This window comes from Massilia sp. CCM 8734 (assembly GCF_011682155.1).
In the GTDB taxonomy this organism is placed as follows: domain Bacteria; phylum Pseudomonadota; class Gammaproteobacteria; order Burkholderiales; family Burkholderiaceae_D; genus Telluria_A; species Telluria_A rubra.
On sequence record NZ_WHJI01000017.1, the window covers coordinates 122,126 to 145,929 of the forward strand.

Below are 23,804 nucleotides of genomic sequence, written 5' to 3' on the forward strand. Positions count from 1 at the left end.
TGCCAAAACAATGCCCAGTCAGGCAGTAGTTTTTGCGAAGGGTCTGACTGACACGATTCGTGGCGCGCGCAAATTCCGACGTTTGGATGTGATCGCGTCCAACAGCGATCTGAGCAAGTGCAGGTGGTACGGTAGTGGTGGGATGTATCGCCATATGCCCTCCTAGGGGTTAAGCGCCACCAAGATTGATTCCCGGTGAAGCGCTGGCGATACGAAATTTATGTCTGAATTTCCCTCTAAATTCCACGACGGGAACTTAGGAACTTCCCGGGAACGTCCCGGGAACAATTTAGGGAATAAGGCCGGCGCTCCTAAGCTGTATCAATGTGTTTCGAATGGTCTTCAGTTCCTTTACCTCACTGGCTCCATGCTCCCTCACCAGTACGCGCATTACAGCTGTTCCGTCGACGGTGGGCCCATGTAGGCGCTCAATATTGTCCCAACACTCGAGGATTTGTCGCTTTGTCCCTCGCTCCTCGTGCAAATCTAACTTTGATCGACGGTCAGCGCATGCGGCAACCTTCTGACGCTGACGCTCATCAGGGCGCAGCTCTTCACCTGTCGAAAGAGCAGCGCTCTCAGCTGGAATTAATGTGTCCCCTGACCTTGGATTATTGGCACGTAAATCCAGTCCATATATGTCTGCGAACGCATACATCTCTACTTGTGAAATTTCGTATAGCAAGTCATGCATCTCGTTATTACAGTCGTAATCAAAAACGCACGGAGAGTACGGACTCGTTGGTTGAACGTTTGCACGTTTGCAAAACGAAAGAAAATTTGCCTTGATAAATTGAGCAGCTAGGCCGCGACCGTCCGACGGTACCACGCGCATCTTTCCGCCCGGGAGAGCCGTTTCGTTGCCGTGCTCGTCGGTGACAACCTCAACCAAAATGTCCATCGTAGGGGGAAACTCCGCCTGCTCAAGTATTAGCCTTAAAGTATTCGACACGGAGATCCGATTTGCAGCTCGCTTCGGCAATGGCTGATTGGGAAGCGATTGGCCCGCCAGATGTCCCAGCTTTTCGGTGAGGTGGGGCGCTGAGTTAGTGACTCCTGCCGAAGCAACCTTTGCCATCCGCTTTGCAGCGAAGTGAGCCAACTCATCAGACGAAAAACGCACGTCATCGATAGAGATCGCCAAAACTACTCGTTCACATGTTTTTGCGTCTTGAATAAAGCGCGGCTTGCCTAAAGCGTCCGGTAGCGTCCGCACCTGGATTTTGCCGTCATGATTAACATCGGCGGTAAATATCTCTGCCCAATCATTCGGCAGCGGGTGCTCTTGACCAGGTTTCATATGAAGGAAAGAATTTTCCTCGGAGTCATTTGAAACGTAGAGATCGGACTGCGGCCGGAAGAAAAATTTGACGTCGCCATGCCGTACCAGTTGCAAAACCCAATCGCGGGTGACCTGCGCACCGGTCTCGGCCGCTAGCAATGAAACAGCTTCATCTAACGTTACATAGGGCGGGACAAAAATTGACATAGCACCCCTTCAGGTGTCAGCCCTCATATGTTGGGGCACCAGTCAGGCCGGTGAAGGAGTCCGGCTTTTCGTCCGCTAAAACTAGACTGGCGCTTTAAACTTGTACCGTTATTAGTTCGCGGCCACCACGCGAAGCCCTGGTGTGGCCGGCACAAAAGTTACGCCAGCCTGCTCGAGCATCCACGTTTCAATTTTGGTGTGCCACATTCGAAGCAAGTCCAGGGGGCGGCGTATATAGTTCTGCTCGCGAACGCCTTGTGGCGCATGCCCCTGAATTTGGGCGGCTATGCCCGCCGGCGTCTCGGTCCACTCGCTCAAGGTCGCAAAGCTACGCCGCAGACCGTGCAAGGTGAGGTGGGGCAGCCCAGCAACGGCCACCGCCTCATTATGGGCTATGCGCGGCTCGGCCAGGCGTCCGGACTCCGCCGCAGGACTGCTAAAAACCCATTCGTTGCGGCGAGGCAGAGCGGCCAGCAGATGCGATACATAGGGTGTCAGCGGGACCATGCGAAAGTCTTCCATCTTGTCGCCCAGCTTCATGCTGTTCCACTGAAAATCAATGTCAATCCAGCGCAACCCTGCGACTTCCTCGCGCCGCGCGCCAACTAGCAATAGCGTTTGCAGATAGGCAGAGATGACCGGGTTACGGATTTTTTGAACGGCGCCGAACCAAGCCGCCAGCTGTTCACGTTGCAAAAGGTCGTGCTTCACTTTCGGCTTGCCCAGCGTCTCGCGCGCTTTCGCGCTCTTAGCGGCGTTGGCTGTAACCAGGGTTGAATAGGCGGGGTGCGCGGCACACCAGTTCAAGCACGCTTTCATCAACCGCATCGCCAGCCTACCGCTGGACGGACGCACCATTGCCTCAACTTTTGCCCATGCTTCGATGCGCGATGCATTCAGATCAACCAGGCGCACACCAGCAAGAGATGCGAGCGGCCCCGGCTCGGTGGGCTTAGGACTGCGCTTCCGCGTCTCCCCACCGGCCTGAATTATTTTTCGATGCGCGGCAATTTGATGCTCGCCCCAATGCGGCGTGCGATCAGCGACGTACACCGGCCATATGTCGCCTAGCGTGACCGACTCGCTTAGCAGTCGGTCCTGTGCTGCGGCTCTTTCCGCCTGCTTGGCGTCGCGCACGGCTTGCTCTGCGGCGAGTCCATCCGCCTTAACTTGGCGTGGGTCTTGCCCATTGTCGATGATGACTTTCAAGCGGCGGGCTTCGGCTTGCGCCGCCTGAATTGTCCAGGTTGCGGGCGCCCCGATGGTAATGCGCACGGTAACGCCCTCAAGCTTGGCTTGGAAGACGTACGCTCGCGCGCCGTTTGCGGTAGCACGTAGTGCCAGGCCCGGAGCTATCGCGTCCCACAGGAAAGACTGACTCTTGCCAGGTTCGCACCTGAACGCCTCAACGCGACCCGCAGTGAAATTTACCTTTGCCATCGCTTGACCGCCCCCATGTAACCGCCGTGTAACCCGAATTGGAGTATATCAATCAACGTCAATCCATGCAAACAGGTGGGCCATCAGACGCAACCAATTGATTTATATGTAAATTCAACGTTTCAGGAATATTGATCAACGCTACTGAATGACTTGTTTCAACGATTTGTAATCATCAGGTGGCCAGTTCGAAACCGGCAGTCGGCACCAGAATTTAGCAGGACAAAAAAGGGTTACCCGCTTCGGCGCGTAACCCTTTTTGCTGCATACGACCATCATCCACGTCAGGTAAGCGCTGTGTAAACCGATTCGCTCAGGACGGTGGCCGCTGGCGCTCCAAATTACCCCGCATTTTCCGGCGACCTATTCCGGCCAGCCCGCGCCCGCCCCATCGACGGTGACACGCAGGCATCTTCCGCTGCAAAAGACCGACTGGGCAAACACTGGATGGCCGGCGATGACCAGGAGTCTGCTCCGCCCACGTTGACGTATACGCTTGACAGCTCCCGCGCACAATCTGATGATAATTGCATGGAAACTCACACTGCAGAACTTGAAGCCGGCCTTGCCGCCGTCAAGGTGGACGTGGCAATCATTCGCTCGAATTACGCCACCAAGGCTGATATCGGCGAGCTGCGTGCAGACATGCACAAGGCAACCGTTGACGTGCAGAGGTGGATGATAGCCACCTTCATTGGACTGTTCGTGGGGTTTGGCGGGCTATTTCTCGCTATGAGCAATGCGCTCAAGCCGAGTTCCGGCCATGCTGCGCAGCCGGCACCCAACATTGTCACCACTCCCCAAGCGCTCACACCGCCAACCACCCCCGCCCCTGCACCGCCAAAGTAGTCTTCCCGCCCCAACATCAACCCACCCGGAGCGGGTCTCGCCTGACGAGTTCCAAAGCCGGCATAGCTTCGTCGCAGGAAGTCGCGCGCACACGCTGGCGATCTGTTCAGAAACGTTCCGCATAGATATTGCGCGATTGAGCGCTTTGACAATGCCGCATCGCCGTGACCTGTGCCACAGCGCCTCATCTCAAGGTACGCTAACATGGCTGATGCGAGTCATCTCCAATAAGGCGTTGAAGAACTTCTCAGCGATCCACCATGACGCGGACGCTCCCATGCAGGCATGGCGAAAGATCATCGAGTCGAGGTCCTTTTCAAATTTCGCGGCGCTCAAGCAAACATTCAACGCCACCGACAAGGCCGGGGACTATTACGTTTTTGACGTGGGCGGCAACAAATACCGGATCGTGACCTCGATTCACTTTAACAGTCAGCAATTATTTATACGACACGTATTGACGCACAAGGAATACGACAAATGGAAACCTTGATGGACCGGGCAGCCGTCGACACGATCACTTCGCATTTTCGCGCGCTCACCTCCCTCGTTCCTCTCAATCCGATCCGCTCGGAGCAAGACTACGACAAAGCAGTCGCCGTGTTGAACCAGCTGCTCGACGCGGGCGCTGCGGATGAACGACATGCGCTGGCCGATCTTGCCTCCATGCTGGGAACCCTGATTGCCGTCTATGACGACGCACATTATCCGGCAACGCCTGTTTCACCCCTGACGATGCTGCGATTCCTGATGGACCAGCATCAAGTTACCGAATCGGCGCTTCCGGAACTGGGCAGCCAGACGACAGTGACGGCAATACTGAACGGCACCCGCGAACTCGATATCCGGCAAATCAAGGCGCTTGCCGCCCGTTTCCAGGTACCGGCAACATTGTTCCTTTGATCCTCCTGCCCGCCGCCGCATCCCCTCCCGCTGGCGCAATCGACTCGCGCACGAACCAATTTTCGCCTAAGTAAGCCGGTGTATTCTTTGGCAACGAGCTGAAACGATCCTCCCGCGCCGGCCAAGGCCGCGCGCCACCTGCATGGACCGGTTCGGCGTCCCCCTTGCCAACCACGCCAGAAAGCCAGCATGCGCCTGCCCCTGATCGCCCCTTCCGACCTCACCCCCGAACAACAGCCCCTGTACGACGACATGCGCAAAGGCATTGCCTCGAACTTCAACGCCTTCGTCTCCCAGCGCGACGATGGCGCCCTGATGGGGCCGTGGAACCCCTGGTTGCACGAGCCCGCCATCGGCAAGGCGATCTGGAACCTGACCCTGGCCATGACCGCCAACGCCGTGCTGCCGGATAACGTGCGCCAGATCGCCATCCTGGTGGTCGGCGCGCGCTTCGACGCCGCCTACGAACTGTATGCCCACATCGCCGTGGCCGAGGCCGAAGGCATGCCGCTGGAGCGCTTGGCAACCCTGGTGGCCGACCTCAAGCCATCCGACCTGAACAAGGAAGAAAGCGTCGCCTACGACCTCGCCTACGCCCTGTGCCGCGGCGGCCTGTTGCCCGAGCCGATCTATCGCCTGGCCTTGCAAACCTTCGGCCAGAAGGGCACCAATGAACTCATCTACCTGGTAGGACTCTATTCCATGGTATCGACCACGCTCAATGGTTTCGACGTTCCGGTGCCCGAACATGCGTGACGGCTCAACATTGCATAACCGCGCCTCCGCGCCGCCCGAAGCGGCGCGCCCGTGCGCCTCGGCCTTCGGCAGCATCGCCCTGTTGTTGCAGGGCGGCGGCGCGCTCGGCGCCTACCAGGCCGGCGTCTACGAGCGCTTGCTGGAAGCGGGCATCGAGCCGACCTGGATCGCCGGCATTTCGATCGGCGCCATCAACAGCGCCATCATCGCCGGCAACCCGCGCGCGGACCGGGTCGCCAAACTGCGCAGCTTCTGGGAAACGGTCAGCAATGCCGGCGACGGCGGCGCCGGCGAATGGTGGACCAGCCTGCTTACCGGCGACACCCTGCGCGGCTGGGCCAACCAGATGGCGGCCGGGCGTGTCCTGTCGCACGGCGTACCGGGCTTTTTCGAGCCGCGCATGCCGCCGCCGTACCTGCCGATGGCCAACCGCGGCGCCACCAGCTATTACGACACCTCGATGCTGGAAGGCACGCTGAACAGGCTGGTCGATTTCGACCGCATCAACAGCCGCGAGATGCGCCTGTCGGTCGGCGCCGTGAACGTGCGTACCGGTAACTTCGCCTACTTCGACAACGCGGTCGACACCATCGCCGCCAAACACATCATGGCCAGCGGCGCCCTGCCGCCGGGCTTCGACGCGGTCGAAATCGACGGCGAGCATTACTGGGATGGCGGGCTGGTCTCGAACACCCCGCTCGACTGGGTGCTGTCGTCGCACTCGGGAGTCGATACGCTGGTGCTGCAGGTCGACCTGTGGAGCGCCAGCGGCGCGCTGCCGCGCGACCTGACCGAGGTGGCCGTGCGCATGAAGGAAGTGCAGTTTTCCAGCCGCACGCGGGCCGCCACCGACAAGTTCCGCAAGCTGGCCGAGCTGCGCACCGCGTTTAACGAGCTGCTGGCCCAGATGCCGCCCGCGCTGGCCGGCACGCCCCAGGCGCGCCTGCTGGCCGAGGCGTCCGACGAAGCGGTCTACAACATCGTCCAGCTGGTGTACCGCTCGCGCAATTACGAAGGCCAGTCGAAGGACTTCGAATTTTCGCGCGTCACCATGAACGAACACTGGCGTTCGGGCTACGATGACGCCGCGCTGACCTTGTCGCATCCGCAGATCCTGGCCTTGCCGCCGGTCGACAAGAGCCCCGCCATTTACGATTTCCTGACTTCCCGGCACACGCGTGCCGCCACAAATTTGCTGAAAGAGGAATCCCATGAACCTGCAAGATAAAGTCTCTGTCATCACCGGCGCCGCCAGCGGCATCGGCAAACATATCGCCAAGGTCTATTTTGAGAGCGGCGCCAAGGTCGTCATCGCCGACCTCGACCTCAAAGCGGCCGAGGCCACCGCCAAGGAACTCGATCCCTCGGGCGAGCGCAGCATGGCAGTGGCCATGAACGTCACCAGCGAAGCCGAAGTCGAGGCGGGCATCGCGGCCGTCGCCGCGCGCTTCGGCGGTATCGACGTGCTGGTCTCGAACGCCGGCATCCAGATCGTGGCCCCGGTCGAGAGCTTTGCCTTCGACGACTGGAAGAAAATGTTGGCGATCCACCTGGACGGCGCCTTCCTGACCACCCGCGCCTGCCTGAAAGTGATGTATGCGCAAGGGCGCGGCGGCAGCGTGATCTACATGGGCTCGGTGCATTCGAAAGAAGCGTCGCCGCTCAAGTCGGCCTATGTGACGGCCAAGCACGGCCTGATCGGCTTGTGCAAGGTGGTCGCCAAGGAAGGCGCGACGCACGGCGTGCGCGCCAATGTCATCTGCCCGGGCTTCGTGCGCACGCCGCTGGTCGAAAAGCAGATTCCCGAGCAGGCCAAGGCGCTCGGCATCTCGGAAGAGGATGTGGTCAAGAACGTGATGCTCAAGGAAACCGTGGATGGCGAATTCACCACCGTCGAGGATGTGGCGCAGACCGCCCTGTTCCTGGCGGCCTTCCCGAGCAATGCGCTGACCGGGCAGTCGATCGTGGTCAGCCACGGCTGGTTCATGCAGTAAACGCAGGCAGGCGCCGAGCGGATCGATGAGGTCCGTGCGCGGCGCGCGCTTCCGTATTAAGATGGCATGCTCGCCAGCCGAGTTGCCGCGCGTCCGACCGGACCGGCACGACCTGCCCTTCCGCGCGGACGCCATGCACGCCAAACCCCTTGAAACCACCGTTCCCGCCGCCAGCGCGCTGGCGGCGTCGCTGCCTGGCGCGTACTTCCACGACGCCTGGGCGATCGCACCGCTGGACAGCGGCGCCAGCGCCCTCGACTTGTTTTTGAAAGCGGCAGCCGGCACGCCGCGTTGGGTCAACCGGCTGATGAACTTGCGCAACCGGGTGGTGTCGCTGCTGGGCCTGAAAAACCTCGGCACCTTGTCCATGCTCGATCCGGCCAAGCCGGCCTCGGCTTACCAGGTCGGCGACCGGGTCGGCATCTTTACTCTGTTCGCCAACACGCCCGACGAAGTCCTGCTGGGCGACAAGGACAAGCACCTCGACGTGATCCTGTCGGTGTACAAGACGGTCGATGCCGGCAGCGGCAACGTGCTGGCCACGGTATCGACCGTGGTCCACGTGCATAACTGGCTCGGGCGGCTTTACATGCTGCCGGTGACACCGATGCACCGCATCATCGCGCCGGCGGTGCTCAGGGGCGCGGCACGAGCGTAGCACTGCCCGCGCGCCCAGTAAGTGACGTTGCACCTTGTAAGCAAATTTGTCTACTCTGACAAGATTGTATTGACTGAGCTACACTGCGCGTTTCCGACCTTCCATGGATTGCCCGATGAGCTGTCGACTCCTGTACGCAGGCGCGTGCGCCGCCCTGCTGCTGACCGGATGCCTGGTCCCCGAACGCTTTACCGCCCGGACTGCGTTTCAGTCCGATGGCAGCTACGAGTATTCCTACGCCGGCACCGCCGTGCATACGCTGGCGGCCGGGCAAACGGCCAATGGCGACAAGCTCAGCCCGAAAGCGGAAGCGGGCATGCACGACCAGGCGGCCAAGCTCGAGCGCAATGGCGAGATCCGCCAGGTCGCCTACAACGGCAACGCGCGCTACGACCTGAGCGTCGAAGGCAAGCGCCAGCGCGGCCAGGCGCTCGACCTGCTCGGCATGCTGCGCGTTCACACCGGCCCGGATGGCGTGCTGACCCTGCAAGCGGGCAAGCTCGATGACAAGGAAAAAGCCAGCATGGCGGCACTCGGCATCAAGCTCGAGGGCAAGCTGTTGGTGACGGTGCCGATCAGCGCCGAAGTGCTCTCGCACAATGCCACCTCGACCCCGTCGTTCTTCGGCCTGATCGGCACCTATTCGTGGAAAATCGGCAGCCTCGAACAGCGTCCCGAAATGACCATCCGCTTCAAGAAATAGGCGCCTGTTCACGCTGCGGGCAGGCGGCCGCCAGGCACGCTTTTACCCTGAATTTGACGCTCCATCCCGCCAAACCGGCGCTTCGTCGCAATCGCGGTGTTGACAATCGCCCCTGTGGCTATAGTTCACTCAACCCAACGAACTTCACACACAGGAAAACATCATGAACATCGCAAAAAACATGGAAACCATCTTCGTCGCCGCCCTCGTCGTGGTCTCCGCAACGAGCTTTGCCACCGCCAGCGCACCGGCTCCGCGCCTTGCCCCAACGGTCGCCGTGCAAGCCGGCGCGGACGCCAACATGACCGTCGTTACCGTCAGCGCCAAGCGCCTGAGCGCAGCCGAAAAAGCCCTGCTCAAAGGCTGAGCACGAACACCGGCCGGCCAGCGCCGCCAGGGCCGCGTCAGCGCTTGGGCACCATGTCGTTCTTGACGTCCTTGACGCCGTCGATCCTGCGCACCAGCGACACCGCCCGCCCGATGTGCTCGGCCGGCACAAAGCCGCTCAGCTGCACCGTGCCCTTGAAGGTCTCGACATTGATCTGGGTGGCCTTGAGGTCGGGGTCGGCCACCAGCGCGGCCTTGACCTTGCCGGTGATGATGGTGTCGTCAATGAATTCGCCCGTGCCTTCGCGCTGCGGCGTGGGTGCGCAGGCAACCAGCGCCAGCAGTGCGAAGCCGCACAGGAAGCGGATAAAACGTTCTGCAAAGTTCATGGAAATACTCCGGTAAGTGGTTCGATCACGCTATTGTCACGTGAGCGTCCACCCCGGATTTGATATGGCACAAACGGACCAGCCCTCAATGCCGCATCAACCCTGCCCCGGCAGCGGCCTGGTGCGCGCGGCGGCGACGGCGGTGGCCGCGCCCGGCACCATGTCGCGCCCGATCACCAGGCGCACGTCGGCGCGCCCGAGCTGGCCCACGGCCACCACGCGCGCGGCGCCGAAGCGCTGGGCCAGGCGCTCGGCGGCCTCGCGAAATTCCGGCTGGTATTCGATGCGGGTCTGGCGCACGCCGAATCCTTTCTGATTGCTAAGGCGCACCACGCGCAGGGCGCGCTCGTCCATCGTGCCGGCCAGCGAACGCGCCATGCCGGCCACGCCATTGCCGTTGCGAATTTCCAGCAGGGCCTGGCCGGAGCGTGCCGCCGGCGCTGGCGCCGCGATCAGCGCCGCCGGCGCCGGCGTAGCCGCCACAGCCGCGCCCACGCGCTGCACCACGAACACGCCGGAGGCGTCCTGGCGCACCTCGGTCCGGTCCCACTGCGGCTCTGGCGCCGGCGCCTGGCCTCCAGCCTTGAGCGCGCTGTCGATGGCGGCCACGCCGGCGTGCCCGGCAACCGCATAGTCGGCCTTGAGGTCGTGCGTGCGCAGGACGCTGGCCTGGCGGTACATCTGCTGTGCGCGCTGGTGCTGCCCGACCTTTTCGAGCGCGCCGCCCAGGTGGTCCCAGGCGCGCTCGTTGAGCGGGTCGAGCAGGCAGGCTTTTTCGAGGGCCGCCAGGGCTTGCTCGAACTGGCCGTTGAGGAAGTGCGCATAGCCGAGATTACTGAACAGGAAGGCGCTGGCCTGCCCGTCCGCGCCCTCGCCTTCGCGCGTCATGGCTTGCCACAGCGCGATGGCGCGCGCAAAATCGCCCTGCTCGGCGTACAGGGTGGCCAGGCCGTTGCGCGCCTTCAGGTGGGCCGGATCGCGCGCCAGCGCGGCGCGATAGGCGGCCAGGGCGGCGTCGTGGCGGCGCGCCAGGTGGGCGCCGCGCCCCGCCAGATATGCGTCCTCGGCGCTGACTGGCGCGGCCGCCGGCGCATGGGCGCCCTCGACGCGGCCGCGCGGATCGGCGCAGGCCAGCAGCAGCGCGCCGGCGATCAGCAGGGTGGTACGGGTCAGGATGCGTCGCATGAGCGGCTCCGGTAAAGGCATAACAAGGACGTCACTGTCCGTTGACCGACCTGAGGGTGCGCATGATCTGCATGCCGGCGGGGCCGAGCAAGACCATCAGCAGGGTCGGGAAAATGAAGAAAATCAGGGGGAACATCAGCTTGACGCCGATCTTGGCCGCCTGTTCCTCGGCCATCTGGCGGCGCTTGGTGCGCAAGGTGTCGGCGTGCACGCGCAGGGAGGTGCCCATGCTGGTGCCGAAGCGCTCGGACTGGATCATCATCGCCACCAGCGTGTCGACGTCTTCCACGCCGCTGCGCAGGGCGAAGTTGCGCAGCGCCTTTTCCTTGCTGAAGCCGGCCCGCATTTCCATCAGCACCAGCTGCATTTCCTGGGCCAGCACGATCGACTTGATGTGGATTTCGCCGGCCACTTTGATCAGCGCGCGCTCCAGGCTCAGGCCCGCTTCCACGCACACCGTCAGCAGGTCGAGCGCATCGGGAATCGATTCGAAGATCTCGCGCCGGCGTTTGCGCGCCGTGATTTCGAGCACGACGTTGGGCAGGTAGTAGCCGACGGTGGCCGCGCCCAACAGCATCAGCATGATGATCTGTCCGCGCATCACCTCGCTTGACAGTGCGATCCACAGTCCCACCAGCGCCGGCAGCAACAGCGCCAGCAAGGTCTTGCCGGCGAAATACAGGGGCGCCACGGATGGGCCGCGCCAACCGGCGTTCATGAAGCGGGTGCGCAGGGGCGATTTTTCCCAGCCCTGCTCGGGCAGCGACAGGACGCCGAAAGGCTGGGCCACCTTGGCCACTTTTTCCACCCAGCCATCGTTGCGTCCGACGCTGGTGTCGGCGGCGGTGGCGCCCACGCGCTTGAGGCGCTGGCGCATGTAGCCGGGCCAGAAGGTGGCCATGGCCAGGGCCGCCAGGCCGACCACGACCCCGAACACGATCAGCAGAAACAGTAATTGCGAGCCGCTCATGACGTTCTCCTAGACGCGAATATGAATCAGTTTGCGCAGCCACAGCACGCCGATGGTGATCATCCCCCCGGCGTAGCCGAGCAGGCTCCGGCCGTCGGGGTCGGTCCACAGCATGCTGATGTACTCGGGATTGGCAAAGTACATCATGCCGGTGACGCCAAACGGCAGCAGGCCCAAAATCCAGGCCGAGATGCGCCCTTCGGCCGACAGCACCCGGATCTGGCCGAGCAGCTTGAGGCGCTCGCGGATGATGTGGCCGATGTTGCCCAGGATTTCGGCCAGGTTGCCGCCCGACTCGCGCTGGATCAGCACCGCGATCACCATGTAGCGCAGGTCGGTCAGGGGAACCCGTTCGGCCAGGCTGTACAGCGCTTCGTTCATCGGCACGCCGTAGTTGATTTCCTGGTGCACGATGCGAAATTCGCCGCTGAGCGGCTCGGGCAGTTCGCTGCCGACCATTTGCAACACGTTGGTGAACGAATGGCCGGCGCGCATGGCGCGCGCCAGGAAGTCGGCCGCCTCCGGCAACTGTTGCTCGATCTTGCCCAGGCGCTTGGCGCGCGTGCGCCGCAACACGCCGTACGGCAGGCTCGCACCGGCTAGCAGCAGCGCCCAGGTCAGCAGCGCCGGCGTGTCCCACGTATGCGCCGCCAGCCCTGCGGCACACAGCAGCACCAGCGAGGCCGCCAGGAACTGCGCCACCATCCAGTTGACCCCGGCCTGCATCAGCAAGCGATCGATCGCCTGCGCCAGGCGCATGCGGTGCAGTATGCCGTCGAGCGTATCGGACGCGCTGAAGCGACGCCGCTTGAGGATCGAGACCGTGCCGCCCTCGGTGTCGGTGCCGCCCGACATCACGCGCAGGCGGCGCGCGATGCGCAGGGCGCCGCCGCCGCGCGTTTCCGACCACAACAGCCAGCCGCCCTCGACCATCAGGATCACGGCCGCGAACAGCAGCACGGCAAAGGCATAGAAGACATAATCCATGGCCGTTCCTATTCGAAAATGCGGCTGGGGTCGAAGGCCGAGTCGGGCACGGGCGCACCGAACAGGCGCAGGCGGTCGGCGAAGCGCGGGCGCACCCCGGTGGCGCGGAAATGCCCGACCACCTTGCCTTCGGCGTCGACCCCGGTCTGCTCGAAGCAAAAAATCTCCTGCATGGCGATCATCTCGCCTTCCATGCCGGTGATTTCCTGCAGGCTGACCAGCTTGCGCGCGCCGTCGGTCAGGCGGGTGACCTGCAGCACCACCGTGATGGCCGAGCAGATCTGCTGGCGCACCGCGCGCGGGGTCAGGGTCACGCCGGCCATGCCGACCATGTTTTCCAGGCGCGCCAGGGCGTCGCGCGGGGTGTTCGAGTGGATCGTCGCCAGCGAACCTTCGTGTCCGGTGTTCATCGCTTGCAGCATGTCCATCGCCTCGGCCCCGCGCACCTCGCCCAGGATGATGCGGTCGGGGCGCATGCGCAGCGCGTTGCGTACCAGCGCGCGCTGGGTCACCTCGCCCTTGCCTTCGATGTTGGGCGGGCGCGTTTCCAGGCGCACCACGTGCGGCTGGCGCATCTGCAGTTCGGCCGCGTCTTCGATGGTGATGATGCGCTCGTTGGCCGGAATGAAGCCCGACAGCAGGTTGAGCAAGGTGGTCTTGCCGCTGCCGGTGCCGCCCGAAATGAGGATGTTGATCTTCGAATGCCCGAGCGACTGCAGCACCTGCACCATGGGCGGGGTCATGCTCTTGTAGCGCAGCAGGTTCTCGACGGTGAGTGGGGTGGCCGAAAAACGCCGGATCGACAGGATCGCGCCATCGACCGCCAGCGGCGGGATGATCGCGTTCACGCGCGAGCCGTCCGGCAGGCGGGCGTCGACCATCGGGCTCGATTCGTCGACCCGGCGCCCGACCCGCGAGACGATCTTGTCGATGATCTTCATCAGGTGGGCGCTGTCGTGGAAGGTGATGTCGGTCAGCTCCAGCCGTCCGCGCCGCTCGACGTAGACCTGGTTGTAGGTGTTGACCAGGATATCCGAGACGGTCGGGTCGGCCAGCAGCGGCTCGAGCGGGCCGAAGCCGAGCATTTCGTGCTGGATGTCGAGCACCAGGTCGTGCCGTTCGTGCTGGTTGAGCACGATGTGCTCTTCCTCGATGATGTGCTGCACCAACAGGCCCAGTTCGTGCTTGAACTGCTCGGGCGTGAGGCGCTTGAGGCGCTCCAGGTCGATGCGGTCGAGCACCATCTGGTGCATGTTCTTCTTCAGGTCGTGGTAGGCGTGGTTGGACGTTTCCGGCTCGGCCGGCTGGATGTGGCGGCTGTCCTCGGTCGCCGTCAGGCGTTCGCGCAAGGTCATGGGATTCTCCTGGGGGTGACGGTCCGATTATTGTTCGACTTCGGCGCGCCCGAACAGGCGCGTGAGCAAGCCCTTCGCTTCCGGCACGCGCCGCGCGGTGACCAGCTCGACCAGCTCGGCCAGGCTGCGCGCCACCGGGCTGGCGCGCGACAGTTGCAGCACCGGCACGCCCTGGTTCACCGAATCGGTCACGTTCACGTAGTCGTTGGGGACGGTGTGCATCACCTCGGCCCCGAGCGAGGCTTGCACGTCCTGCAGGCGCAGACGTCCGCCCTTTTCGTAGCGGTTCACGATCAGGCGCGTGTTTTCGATGGCGTAGCCGAGCGAGCGGAAGATGTCGAGCAGGCGGCGCCCGTCGCGCAGGTCGGGCAGGGCCAGCTGCAGCACCGGGTAGATGGCGTCGGCGTTGTCGAGCGCGCGCAGCGAAATGGCGTCGATCTGGCGTCCCACGTCGAGCACCACGTAATCGTAGTGCTGGCGCGCCACGCGCAGGATCACGTCCATCTGCTCCGGTTTCAGTTCGACCGCGTGGGCCGGGTCGTCGGCCGCGGCCAGGATGCCGAAATTGGGCGTCACGTGCACCAGGCACGAATCGAGAAAGGCGCCGTCGATGCGCGCGATCTGGCTGCACACGTCGGACAGGGTCATGGCCGGCTTCTGGTCCGACACATACAGGGTGGCGTCGCCGAACTGGCCGTGCAGGTCGATCAGGATCACTTTCTTGTCGGCAAGGCTGGCCAGGGCATAGGCGAAATTGGTCGACAAAAAGGTGGCGCCGCTGCCGCCCTTGCAGGAAATGAAGGCCAGCACCTTGCCGTCGCACACCTTGCCCGCATTGGCGGCATCGGCGATGCGGTTGATGGCGTCGTGGAAGGCGCTGTGCACCAGCGGCAGTTGCAGCACTTCGCGCACGCCGGCGCGCATGGCGCGGATCAACAGGTTTTGCTGCTGGTCGCGGGTGAGCAGCATGAAGGTCGCGCCGGGGTACAGCTTGGCCAGGCGCACCAGCAGTTCGGCTTCGTCTTCATCGAGGCCGCTGGCGTCGACGATCACCAGCGCCGGGCTGTCGGGCAACACCCGCTCGAGCGCGTCGCGCAGGCGGCTGCGCACCGCCACCAGGGTCACGGGCGGCATGCGCGCGGCGCCCTGGGCGGCGATTTCGGCTTGCAGCTGGCTGTCGTGGGTAATCAGTAAAGCTTTCATGGAACATCCTCGTGGGTGGTGGCGCGCTTCGGTCAGAAAGCGGGGCAGGCTTCGGTGACGCCGCTCTGGTGGCCGAGCGAGCCGGCCGGTGTAACGGTGGCAAAGGTCGGGTAGGTAAAACTCCAGTTCAACAGCTTGCCGCTGAACAGCGGCTTGTACTCGGCCGGCGTGCACTCGGGTCCGCTGCCGGGCGCGCACAGGCGCGCTTGCACGAAACGCACGCACGTCTCCCCGTTCGGATTGGCATTGCAGTTGAGAATGTTGCGCGACGGGCAGGCCGGGCGCGCGCTCACCGGGTCGAAATTGCTGCGCAGGTGAGCGATCACGATCTTCCCGTCCAGCCCGGCGGCGCCGAGCGACATGCCGGCCGCGCGCGCCGCCACGCTGGCCCTGGCCGACAGTGCCGCCAGGGCGTCGCTGTCGGCCGGATTGGTCATGGCCGCGGCGCGCGCCACGCCGCGGGTAGCGTCCGACAGCGCATTCCACAGGTACATGGCGCGCGCCACTTCAAGCAGGCCCAGCATGAACAGCAGAAAAATCGGTAAGGTCAACGCAAACTCGACTGTTGTGACGCCGCGCGCGGCGCCGCGATCGAGGGGAGTAGGTTTCATCGGCAACTCCGGGCGCTCAGTTGGTGTAGGGAACGGTGACGGTGGTCGATATTTCGATCGACTCGCCGATGTCGAACATATTCATCACCCCGGTGACCGGGACGCGCACGCCCAAGGCGACCGTAATGGACGAGGGTCGGTTCGGGCCGCCGCATTCCCTCGATCCCAACAGGCCAGAGCGCATGCAGCTGATGTGCGTTCCCACCAGGTTGATGGCGGGCGCGATGCTGGCCTCGAGCAAGGCTTGCCGGGCGATCTGGCGCGCGCGCGCCTTCATCGGACTATTTTCGTCCTCACTGATGGACCACTCGCTCATCGGAACCGTAGCCAGCGAGGCGGCGGCGTCGCTGTTGGCCTGCTTGACCACGGAATACACGTAGAAGACCCGGCCAAAGCTGAAAACCAGCGGCAACAGCACTGCCATGGTCATCAGGATGAGGGCCAGCTCGATATGGGCGAGACCGCGCACGCGGCGCGCACAGACAGGGGACATGATGGGAGACGCTTTCATCGGAACAGGACCGTGGCCGAAGAGAGGCTGTCAGGCGCGGCCAGGCCGCCGAATTCGCCGTACACTGCGGGCGCCGTGCTGCTTGCGCGCGAGGTCATCAGGAAGCGCCCGACCGCCAGCACGGTAGCCTTGCCGTCCGCGCCGACCGGGCACGACAGCAGCGGGATATTCAGGATCCTGCGCCCCTTCAGACCGGGGGCGCTCGCTCCGCCTGGCGCAGTCCTGAACATGGCCAGGGTCGAATCGTAGGGAAGAGCGTCGCCGTCGGCCGGGGCGCTGGCGTTGGCCAGCATTTGCTCGCTCGTCGCGATCGGGTACAGGGTGGCCCAGTTGGTCTTGGAAAATTTGGCACCGGTGTTGACCGGGGCCGCGCCCTGATAGAGCAGCGGCTTGGCAAACGTCCACAGCGGACCGTAACTGGTCCGGTCGGTGGACGGGGTCGCCCCGCTCACGTCGGCAATCGTCACGCGCCGACCGGCAATCACGCGCGCTAGCGCGCTGCCGGACAAGGCAGTCGGCGTGGGAGGCTGCGTCGGTAGTGCCATCCAGAACGGGGGCAGCATGAATTCCCTGATGTTGGTATCGGCCGGGGCCGCCACCCGATCACAGGCCGGGGCCTCGGCGCCAAGCGGGCCGAAGCGCGAATTGAGTTGTGCGGCAAGTTCAGGCGGGAAGTTCTGGCGCACATACACGGTCGCATTGTCGGGCAGGAACGGCAGCGCCAGGGTGCCGCTGCACACCATCGGGCGCAGGGCGTCGAGCGTGCGGTTCGACTCGCTTTCGGCCGCAGGCGGAAAATCGACCGGGTTGACCTGGTAATTGAGCGGGGCCGCGCCGGCGATGCCGGGGTTCAGGTCGAGCAGATTGTAACTGACCCCGCGCCGGAAACCGTGTTCGATCCACTCGACCAGGCCGCCGCCGTTGTTGCGCGAACCGTAGCGCTGGTTGTCGAGCGCACACACCGCCAGCGGGGTCACCTGGACCTGGCTGCGTCCGGCCACCGCGACGGTGCTCACCTTGAGGGTGGCGTAGAGAGATTTAGAGCCGATGGCGCGGGCGAACACGGTGCGCACGCTGCCGAACTCGGAGGACAGTTCGCTCGTGTCGATCCGCGCATAACGCATCCGGGAGGCATTCGCGGCGGTATTGGCGGAACTGGCCGGCAGCCAGTCGGCATCGCTGCCGGGCTTGTCGCTAAAGCGCAGCGCGTCCGGCGACCAGAGCAGCGCGGTATAGCCGACGGCGCTGGAAATAATGACAGCCTCGGCCCGCGCGTTTGCTTTGTCGATGCCGGCCGCGCTCCCGTCGAGCCCGCGCGCGGCGGCTTGCGCGGCCGCGTCGGCGGCAGTCTGCAGGTCGGTACGCCGCATGAAGGCCATCGACAGGTCGATCGCCAGGGCGCCGAGCAGCATCAGCGGCATCAGCAACAGCGCGAAGACGATCACATAGGCGCCGCGCTGGTGGCGCCCGGGCGGGACACGCGAGCGCTTCATTTTGCGGCCCCGATGGCCAGTGGCGCCAGCGCGGCGGGGGCGGCGGCCGAATGCTGGTAGCGCTCGTAGGCGGCGGCCGCGGCCTTGCCGTCGAGTCCATTGACAGGACGGTTGGCGCGCGCCGCGCCCGGGTCGATGGCCTGGGCCGCCAGCGCGGCGCGCAGCGACTGGCCGAAGCGCGCGTCCCAGTGCGGCGTGCTCGAGCAAGCGCCCAGCCAGAGCGTGGCTGCCAGCAGGCTGGCGATGCGGCGAACGATGCGTGTGTTCATGGCATTCTCCTATTTCAATTCAAAACCGCTGTGGGTGGCCCGCGTGGCCGAAGCGACAGGCGCCGCGGCGGCCGGCGGCTGCGGCTGGCCTTCCATGCGCGCGCCCAGCAGCGCCTCGCTGCGCGAGAGCGGCGCCAGGCCATCGGTGGGCAAGGTGTAGTTCGGCGGCAGCGGCTTGACCAGGTGGGCCGTGACCACGAACACCAGTTCGGTGCGGTCTTGCTGGAAATCGGTGCTGCGGAACAGCGCCCCCAGCACCGGCACGTCGCCCAGCAGCGGCAAGCCCTTGCGGTTGGCGATCAGGTTGTTCTTGATCAGGCCGCCGATGGCGAAACTCTGGCCGTCGTGCAGCTGCAAGGTGGTGCTGGCGCGCCGGGTGGTGATCAGCGGCAGGACCGCGCCGCCGCTAAAGCCCGCGGCCGAGATGCCGATCCCTTCGCGCGAGACTTCCGACACTTGCGGCGCCACCTTCAGGTTGATGCGCCCGCCGGCCAGCACAGTCGGGGTAAAGCGCAGGCCGATCCCGAATTCCTTCTCTTCCAGGGTGACCTTGTTGTTATCCTGGGCCACCGGAATGAAGATGCTGCCGCCGGCCAGGAAACTGCCTTCCTGGCCGCTGACGGCCATCACGTTCGGCTCGGCCAGCACGCGCACGATGCCATCTTGCTTCTGGGCCTCGAGGGTGACGCCCTTGCCGCTGGCGCGGCGCACGCCGAGCGCGGCCTGGGCATTGCCGGTGATGAAATCGGCCAGCAGGGTGGTGGCCCAGCTGCCCGAGCCGAAGCCCCACTTGACGCCGCCGTCCAGCCGTTCGAGCAAGCTTTTCGAGACTTCGGCGATCTTCACTTCGAGCATCACTTGCTGGGGTGCGCCGACCGCCAGCAGGTTGATCACGCGCGCCGCCGGCGCCGCGCCGCCCCCGCTCGCGCCGCTGGCGGCGCCGGTGGTGGCGGCCGCGCCGCCGGTGGCGGCGTCGCCGCCCTGCTGCGCCAGCGAGCGCAGCGGCCGGCTGACGAAAGCAGTCGCCAGTTCGACCGCGCGCAGCACGGCGGCGCCGTCGGCCACGGTGCCGCTGAGCACGAGCGAATCGGCGGCGCTGTGGACGCGGATCTCTTTTTCTTCAGGCATCAGGGTGGCCAGGCTGGCCTGCAGCGCGGCGGGGTCCATGCCGACCACGATGTCGACGATGCTGCAAGCCCCGCTTTTACCCTGCACGATCATATTGGTGGTGCCGACATCGACCCCGAGCAGATACAGGGTGTCGGGCGCGACCAGCATGGCTTGCACCACGGCGGCGTTGCCGATGCTGCGGTTGCGTACCGGTTCGGGCAGGCGCATCAGGTTCGACTTGCCCACCAACAGGGTCATATTGCCGGGCCGCGCGGCCTGGCCGCTGCAGCGCGGGCCGCTGTCGGCGCGTTCGGCCTGGGGTTGGGCTTGCTTGTCGGCGGCGTGCGCGCCGCCGGCCAGCGCCAGCAGCAGCGCGAGCGTGCCGGCCCGGTTCATCTTGCCTTGCTTGTTGCAGTTGTTCATAGCGGCCATCCTGTGAGGTGACGGAAAGGTGAGTGCGCGAACATCAAAAACATTCTTGTGACGTGGTCACGCCATTCAATACGCTGACGCAGTCGCGGCGGACGTGCGCCACCACCACCGGCGCGCTGCGCGGCGCGGCGCGCGCGGGCGCCTTGGGCCTGGCCGGCGGCGCCGCGCTTTTGGTCGCCGGCGCCGGCGCTGCCGCGGCGGCGGTCGCGGCGGCGGCCAGCTCGTCGAGCAGGCTGGCCTTGGTAGCGCCGCTGGTCTGCGGCGATCCCGGATCGACCTGGTTGCGCAGCGCCAGCGACAGCGAGCCGACCCCGCGCGCCAGGTCGAGCGCTTCGGCCTGTTCCGGCGTGACTTCGAGCGTGACGGCGTTGACCACTTTCGGCTTGGTTTCATCGCGCCCCACTTCCTGCGCCACCGCCAGCACCAGGATGCGTTCGAGCACGATCTTCGAAATGTGCAGCCCGTTGCGCGACTGTTTGGCGTGTTCGTCCGGATCGCGCTCGGTGTGCACGATGACGTCCACGTAATTGCCCGGCAGCGCAAAGCCGGCCACGCCGATGACATCGTTGACGCGCACCGTGATGGCGCGCTTGCCTTCACTGATCAGGGCCGACAAGCCGCCCAGGGTGCCGGCCGGCGCCAGCTTGGCTTCGGTCAGCGGCTCGCCCTTGAGGACGTTCGCCTTGAGCACCCGGTCGCTCAGTTTGAGGCTGTCTTTGAAACCATCCTTGGGCGTGGTGGCGGCCGGCCAGTCGACCAGGCGCAGCATGTCGGGCGAGAGGCGCTGGCCGCGGCTGATGTCGCCGCTGGCGACAACGATGCGGCTGGAAGCATTGCCCGGCTGCCGGAGCAGCCACAGCGACGCGAGGACAACCGCGGCGATCCCCAGCAGGACCGCCACGCCCATGGTCAGCAATGCGCGTTTGTTTTTCATATGATCCTCTCGTACAGGGTGGTGCCGCTATCGGCGGAAAAAGTCATCGGTGGCGGGGGCGCGCCGGGAGCCGGCGCGGCCTGGTCCAGCGCCATGCTGCGCCAGGCTTGTTCGATGGCCGCCGCGGAGAGGCGCGCGGTGGTGCCGGCGAAGGCGGCGAAATCGTGCAGGCGCCCGAGCAGCTCGGCCGGGTAGCTGGCCAGCAGCGGCCGTCCGCTGCCGTAATGCAGGCGCGTGATCAGGTAATACAGCACGTCTTCGTCGCAGGCCAGCGCATGCTGGTGGCACTGGCGCCGGAACAAGGTCGCATAGGCCGCCTCGGACAGCGGCCCGACCAGGATTTTGTAGCCGATGCGGCGCAGGAACGATTCGTCCAGCAAGACCTGCGGCGCGAGGTTGGTGGCCAGCACCAGCGTGACGTCGAACGGCATCGCGATCTTGTAGCCGCCTTCGATGGTGAGCTGGTCGCAGCCGCTGTCGAGCGGAGCACTGAAACGGTTGAGCAATTCTTCGGTGGGCAGGCGCTGGCGCCCCAGGTCGTCGATCAGCAGGATGCCGTTATTGGCCATGAAGTGCGGCGGCGCGCGGTACACGCCGCTGGCGTGGTCGAGGCGCAGGTCGAGCATCTCGTAGCCCAGCTCGGCGCCGACCTGGACCAGCGGGCGCTGGCACATTATCCAGCGCGCATCCGGGTTGCGCCGCTCCTCGCTGTGGCGCGCATGCTGGGGCGGGGCCGGGATGTGGACGGCGGGATCGTGGAACTGCACGATATGACCCTCGACCAAAATCGCATGCGGAATGGCCACCAGCCCGGTTTGCAGCCGCCCCAGCTTGCGCGCCAGGGTGGTCTTGCCGCTGCCGGACGGACCGTGCAGCAACAGCGGGCGGCGCGACTGCAGGGCCGCGCCGAGCAGGTCCCGCACGCCCGGCTCGAGCACGTCGTCGGCAAAGGCGGCGGCCATCTCGGCCATGCCGACCTGTGCGGCCCCGGCCTGCCGGCCCGACTGGCGCTGGGCCAGGTCGCGGTAGGCTTGCAGGGTGACCGGGGCCGGGCCGACGTAGCGGCAGCGCGCCAGGAACTCGGCCGCGCGCAGGCGCCCGCCCTCGGTGAGCTGGTAGTGCACGTCGAGGTCGGAATCGCCGCGCCCCGCCACTTCGGCCAGGTGGCCGACCTGCATGGCGTCAAGCGCTTCGCGCAAAACATTGATTGACAGCTTGAGCTTGCCGGTAAGGACAGGCAGGTGGATCTTGCCGATCGAATACATCGCCTTGGCGACCAGTTCGACGATCAGGCTCAGTTCCAGGCCGGTGTCGCGCACGCAGCGCGGTTGCGGCGGCGCACTGCCGCTGGCGTAATCGGGTGACGCAGCACGGATCCGTAAGCCGCTGGGCGGAAGCGCGCCGGTCGGGGCGGTATAACTCATGTCGGGTTCCTCGCAAAGACAAGTGGCGTTTCCAAAAGCCACAATTTATTTTAGCCACCGGCCCCTGTACCGGCTTGATACGGAACAAGCTATGGCCGCACGGAAACTTAAAGCCAAGGCTGCGCCAGAGTGAAAAAGGTGCCGCCGGCGATCGCGAGCGCGTATGGCATATTTCCCACACTCGGGGTCGGCAGTGGCTCGGCCACAACCGGCATGCCGCACAGGCGCAGGAACAGGGGGCGCAGCAACGCCATCAGGTTGGCGCCGGTGTCGCGCAGGCGCCCGCTGGCGAGGATCATGACGAGCGCCATCAAGCCGCCGGCGCAAAAGGCGGCCAGCGCGATCTGCAAAGCCATGGCGGGACCAGTGAAGGCGCCCACGGTGGCCATCAGCTTGACGTCGCCGGCGGCCATGCCGCGCAGGCAGTACAAGGGCAGGAACAGCAGCAGGCCGGTGGCGAAGCCGGCCAGGCCGGTGTCGAGCAGGGCCAAGGGTCTTCCGGAACACAGGTGCAAAATGGCGGCGCAGGCCAGGCCGGCCGCCAGCAGGCGGTTGGGAATGCGGCGCGAGGCCAGGTCGGTGGCGACGGTGCCCAACAGCAGGGCGATCAGGACCAATTGGGAAAGCGACAAGGCGGGCATGGGCGGCTCACGTAAAAAGCTCCCGGAACAGGCGTGCCCGTCCCGGGAAGCGAGGTGTGGCGAACAATGGCTGATCAGCGCCGGGATGGCGTTACGACACTGTCAGGTCAGTGACAATCTGCTGGAACAAGGCAGCCAGTTGGGTCTTCACATTGGTGAGGGCCGTGACCAGTCCGACAGCGATCAACGCTGCGATCAGGCCATACTCGATGGCGGTGGCGCCATCTTCGTCGTTGATAAAAGCTTGCACTGCGGTGGGTATGGTGCTCATGGTGACCTCCGGTTAGATTAAAACTGCATACTTCTGGCCCAGGTGCAGCAGCGCTGCTGCCTAGCCTGAATGTTTCATGAACTGCCAGTGCGTTGCTGGCTGGACGATACGAAACCTCGTCGGCAGTGTTTTCGATGGTCGCGGGTAATGGATGCCCTACCCGATTGAACGGGGCATCGAATGGAGCAGTATGCGGTTGAAGGTTGGCGGGTTGGTGGTCAGTTCTCGGCAGACCGGACGTGGCTTGCTCAGGACGAGTTGAGGGACCTGGCCGGTGTCGACAGGTACAGTCGTTCGGTCAAGGTCCGGAGCAGATGTTTGGCCGGACAGGCGCTCGGAAGGTGAAGGACGATCTTGTTCTTGTACTGCCTGACCTGCACGGCGATTTTGAACAGTTTGGAAATGACCGTTGATGGCTGCGCCTGCGACAGTGCGGTATGCCGCAGCCCTTCGGTACGCAGTTGCTGATGCAGGATGTAGGCCGCCGCGTGCAGCAACAAGCGCATGCAATTGGCGAGAAAGCTGGTGCAGGAGGTACGGTCGGCGGCGAGGTCATCCTTGAGATGCTTGATGTAATTTTCGGCCTGACCTCGCGCGCAATAAATATCCTCGTACAACATGCCGGCATCGAGTCCTGGCAGCGAGGTCACGATGAAGCGCGTGTTCTCGCCAAGCGCCATGACCTCGGCCTTGAGCAGCACGCGCCAGGCCCTCGGCCACGAACGCGCCTTGTAAGTAAATTCATCGAACAGACGCACCGCATTGGGCACCAGGTCCTGCGATTGCGCAGCCACCCACCGGTCGATGGCGCGAAGTCTGGTCGGCTCGGCCATCGCAAGGAGCTTGGTGTTGCAGGCGAAACCAAAAATGAAGTCCATGTTCGACATCCCATCGATCAGG

General features: G+C 64.5%; 27 protein-coding genes. 9 read left to right on the forward strand and 18 right to left on the reverse strand.

Translation table 11 applies throughout. The features are described from left to right. Positions 1–289 precede the first annotated feature (289 nt). The gene (locus tag F2P46_RS17480) at positions 290–1,489 is read right to left on the reverse strand and encodes a hypothetical protein (protein WP_166892163.1); all 1,200 of its coding nucleotides are present in this window, start codon (positions 1,487–1,489) and stop codon (positions 290–292) included. Between the two features lie 111 nt (positions 1,490–1,600). Then, positions 1,601–2,929 (reverse strand): integrase family protein, encoded by a 1,329-nt coding sequence (locus tag F2P46_RS17485; protein ID WP_166892166.1) that lies wholly within the window; start codon positions 2,927–2,929, stop codon positions 1,601–1,603. A 531-nt stretch (positions 2,930–3,460) separates the two neighbouring features. Between F2P46_RS17485 and F2P46_RS17490 the strand changes: the two genes are divergently transcribed. The 9 genes from F2P46_RS17490 to F2P46_RS17530 all read left to right on the forward strand — a co-directional run bounded on the left by F2P46_RS17490 (position 3,461) and on the right by F2P46_RS17530 (position 9,159). After that, on the forward strand, positions 3,461–3,778 hold the full coding sequence (locus tag F2P46_RS17490) for a hypothetical protein (protein WP_166892169.1): 318 nt from the start codon (positions 3,461–3,463) through the stop codon (positions 3,776–3,778). Positions 3,779–3,914: 136 nt separating this feature from the next. After that, positions 3,915–4,271, forward strand: a complete 357-nt coding sequence (locus tag F2P46_RS17495) for a type II toxin-antitoxin system HigB family toxin (RefSeq protein ID WP_208296666.1) — start codon at positions 3,915–3,917, stop codon at positions 4,269–4,271. Further along, positions 4,259–4,681, forward strand: coding sequence for a transcriptional regulator (locus F2P46_RS17500; RefSeq protein ID WP_166892172.1), 423 nt, complete (start codon positions 4,259–4,261; stop codon positions 4,679–4,681). Before F2P46_RS17495 ends, F2P46_RS17500 begins: the two co-directional genes overlap by 13 nt. Positions 4,682–4,870: 189 nt before the next feature. Then, positions 4,871–5,437 (forward strand): carboxymuconolactone decarboxylase family protein, encoded by a 567-nt coding sequence (locus F2P46_RS17505; RefSeq protein WP_166892175.1) that lies wholly within the window; start codon positions 4,871–4,873, stop codon positions 5,435–5,437. Then, a complete protein-coding gene (locus F2P46_RS17510; protein ID WP_166892178.1) occupies positions 5,430–6,665 on the forward strand; it encodes a patatin-like phospholipase family protein in 1,236 nt (411 codons plus the stop codon). The genes F2P46_RS17505 and F2P46_RS17510 overlap by 8 nt, the downstream gene beginning before the upstream one ends. Next, complete coding sequence (locus tag F2P46_RS17515) at positions 6,649–7,431, forward strand: 3-hydroxybutyrate dehydrogenase (protein ID WP_166892180.1); 783 nt, start codon at positions 6,649–6,651, stop codon at positions 7,429–7,431. The genes F2P46_RS17510 and F2P46_RS17515 overlap by 17 nt, the downstream gene beginning before the upstream one ends. 133 nt (positions 7,432–7,564) lie before the next feature. Next, entirely contained in the window at positions 7,565–8,089 is a 525-nt protein-coding gene (locus F2P46_RS17520; RefSeq protein WP_166892263.1) for a DUF2867 domain-containing protein, read from the forward strand. Positions 8,090–8,204: 115 nt separating this feature from the next. Then, entirely contained in the window at positions 8,205–8,792 is a 588-nt protein-coding gene (locus F2P46_RS17525; protein WP_166892183.1) for a hypothetical protein, read from the forward strand. A 163-nt stretch (positions 8,793–8,955) separates the two neighbouring features. Further along, positions 8,956–9,159 (forward strand): hypothetical protein, encoded by a 204-nt coding sequence (locus tag F2P46_RS17530; protein ID WP_166892186.1) that lies wholly within the window; start codon positions 8,956–8,958, stop codon positions 9,157–9,159. 37 nt (positions 9,160–9,196) lie between these two features. Here F2P46_RS17530 and F2P46_RS17535 read toward each other — a convergent pair whose 3' ends face one another. The 16 genes from F2P46_RS17535 to F2P46_RS17610 form a co-directional block, all read right to left on the reverse strand. Further along, positions 9,197–9,508 carry a BON domain-containing protein gene (locus F2P46_RS17535; protein WP_166892188.1) on the reverse strand — a complete coding sequence of 104 codons (312 nt, stop codon included), beginning with the start codon at positions 9,506–9,508 and terminating at the stop codon, positions 9,197–9,199. Positions 9,509–9,604: 96 nt separating this feature from the next. Beyond that, positions 9,605–10,693: a LytR C-terminal domain-containing protein gene (locus F2P46_RS17540; protein WP_166892191.1), complete on the reverse strand. Its 1,089-nt coding sequence runs from the start codon at positions 10,691–10,693 to the stop codon at positions 9,605–9,607. 31 nt (positions 10,694–10,724) lie between these two features. Next, positions 10,725–11,663 carry a type II secretion system F family protein gene (locus tag F2P46_RS17545; RefSeq protein WP_166892194.1) on the reverse strand — a complete coding sequence of 313 codons (939 nt, stop codon included), beginning with the start codon at positions 11,661–11,663 and terminating at the stop codon, positions 10,725–10,727. Between the two features lie 9 nt (positions 11,664–11,672). Continuing rightward, positions 11,673–12,650 carry a type II secretion system F family protein gene (locus tag F2P46_RS17550; RefSeq protein WP_166892198.1) on the reverse strand — a complete coding sequence of 326 codons (978 nt, stop codon included), beginning with the start codon at positions 12,648–12,650 and terminating at the stop codon, positions 11,673–11,675. A gap of 8 nt (positions 12,651–12,658) precedes the next feature. Continuing rightward, positions 12,659–14,005 (reverse strand): CpaF family protein, encoded by a 1,347-nt coding sequence (locus F2P46_RS17555; RefSeq protein ID WP_166892201.1) that lies wholly within the window; start codon positions 14,003–14,005, stop codon positions 12,659–12,661. 27 nt (positions 14,006–14,032) lie between these two features. Further along, complete coding sequence (locus tag F2P46_RS17560; protein ID WP_166892204.1) at positions 14,033–15,208, reverse strand: AAA family ATPase; 1,176 nt, start codon at positions 15,206–15,208, stop codon at positions 14,033–14,035. Between the two features lie 32 nt (positions 15,209–15,240). Next, positions 15,241–15,819: a TadE family protein gene (locus tag F2P46_RS17565; protein WP_166892207.1), complete on the reverse strand. Its 579-nt coding sequence runs from the start codon at positions 15,817–15,819 to the stop codon at positions 15,241–15,243. A gap of 16 nt (positions 15,820–15,835) precedes the next feature. Continuing rightward, entirely contained in the window at positions 15,836–16,312 is a 477-nt protein-coding gene (locus tag F2P46_RS17570) for a TadE family protein (protein WP_166892210.1), read from the reverse strand. Positions 16,313–16,326: 14 nt separating this feature from the next. Beyond that, positions 16,327–17,823 (reverse strand): pilus assembly protein TadG-related protein, encoded by a 1,497-nt coding sequence (locus tag F2P46_RS17575; RefSeq protein ID WP_166892213.1) that lies wholly within the window; start codon positions 17,821–17,823, stop codon positions 16,327–16,329. Then, on the reverse strand, positions 17,820–18,092 hold the full coding sequence (locus F2P46_RS17580) for a hypothetical protein (protein WP_166892216.1): 273 nt from the start codon (positions 18,090–18,092) through the stop codon (positions 17,820–17,822). The genes F2P46_RS17575 and F2P46_RS17580 overlap by 4 nt, the downstream gene beginning before the upstream one ends. Positions 18,093–18,101: 9 nt before the next feature. After that, positions 18,102–19,625, reverse strand: coding sequence for a type II and III secretion system protein family protein (locus F2P46_RS17585; RefSeq protein WP_166892219.1), 1,524 nt, complete (start codon positions 19,623–19,625; stop codon positions 18,102–18,104). Positions 19,626–19,668: 43 nt separating this feature from the next. Further along, complete coding sequence (gene cpaB / locus F2P46_RS17590) at positions 19,669–20,568, reverse strand: Flp pilus assembly protein CpaB (RefSeq protein WP_166892222.1); 900 nt, start codon at positions 20,566–20,568, stop codon at positions 19,669–19,671. Then, positions 20,565–21,992, reverse strand: a complete 1,428-nt coding sequence (locus F2P46_RS17595; protein WP_208296667.1) for an ATP-binding protein — start codon at positions 21,990–21,992, stop codon at positions 20,565–20,567. The genes cpaB and F2P46_RS17595 overlap by 4 nt, the downstream gene beginning before the upstream one ends. Before the next feature lie 107 nt (positions 21,993–22,099). Then, positions 22,100–22,633 carry a prepilin peptidase gene (locus tag F2P46_RS17600; protein ID WP_166892225.1) on the reverse strand — a complete coding sequence of 178 codons (534 nt, stop codon included), beginning with the start codon at positions 22,631–22,633 and terminating at the stop codon, positions 22,100–22,102. A gap of 91 nt (positions 22,634–22,724) precedes the next feature. Further along, entirely contained in the window at positions 22,725–22,904 is a 180-nt protein-coding gene (locus F2P46_RS17605; RefSeq protein ID WP_166892228.1) for a Flp family type IVb pilin, read from the reverse strand. Positions 22,905–23,152: 248 nt separating this feature from the next. Then, positions 23,153–23,804: transposase (locus F2P46_RS17610; RefSeq protein ID WP_208296668.1), on the reverse strand; the 652-nt coding region annotated here is incomplete at its 5' end.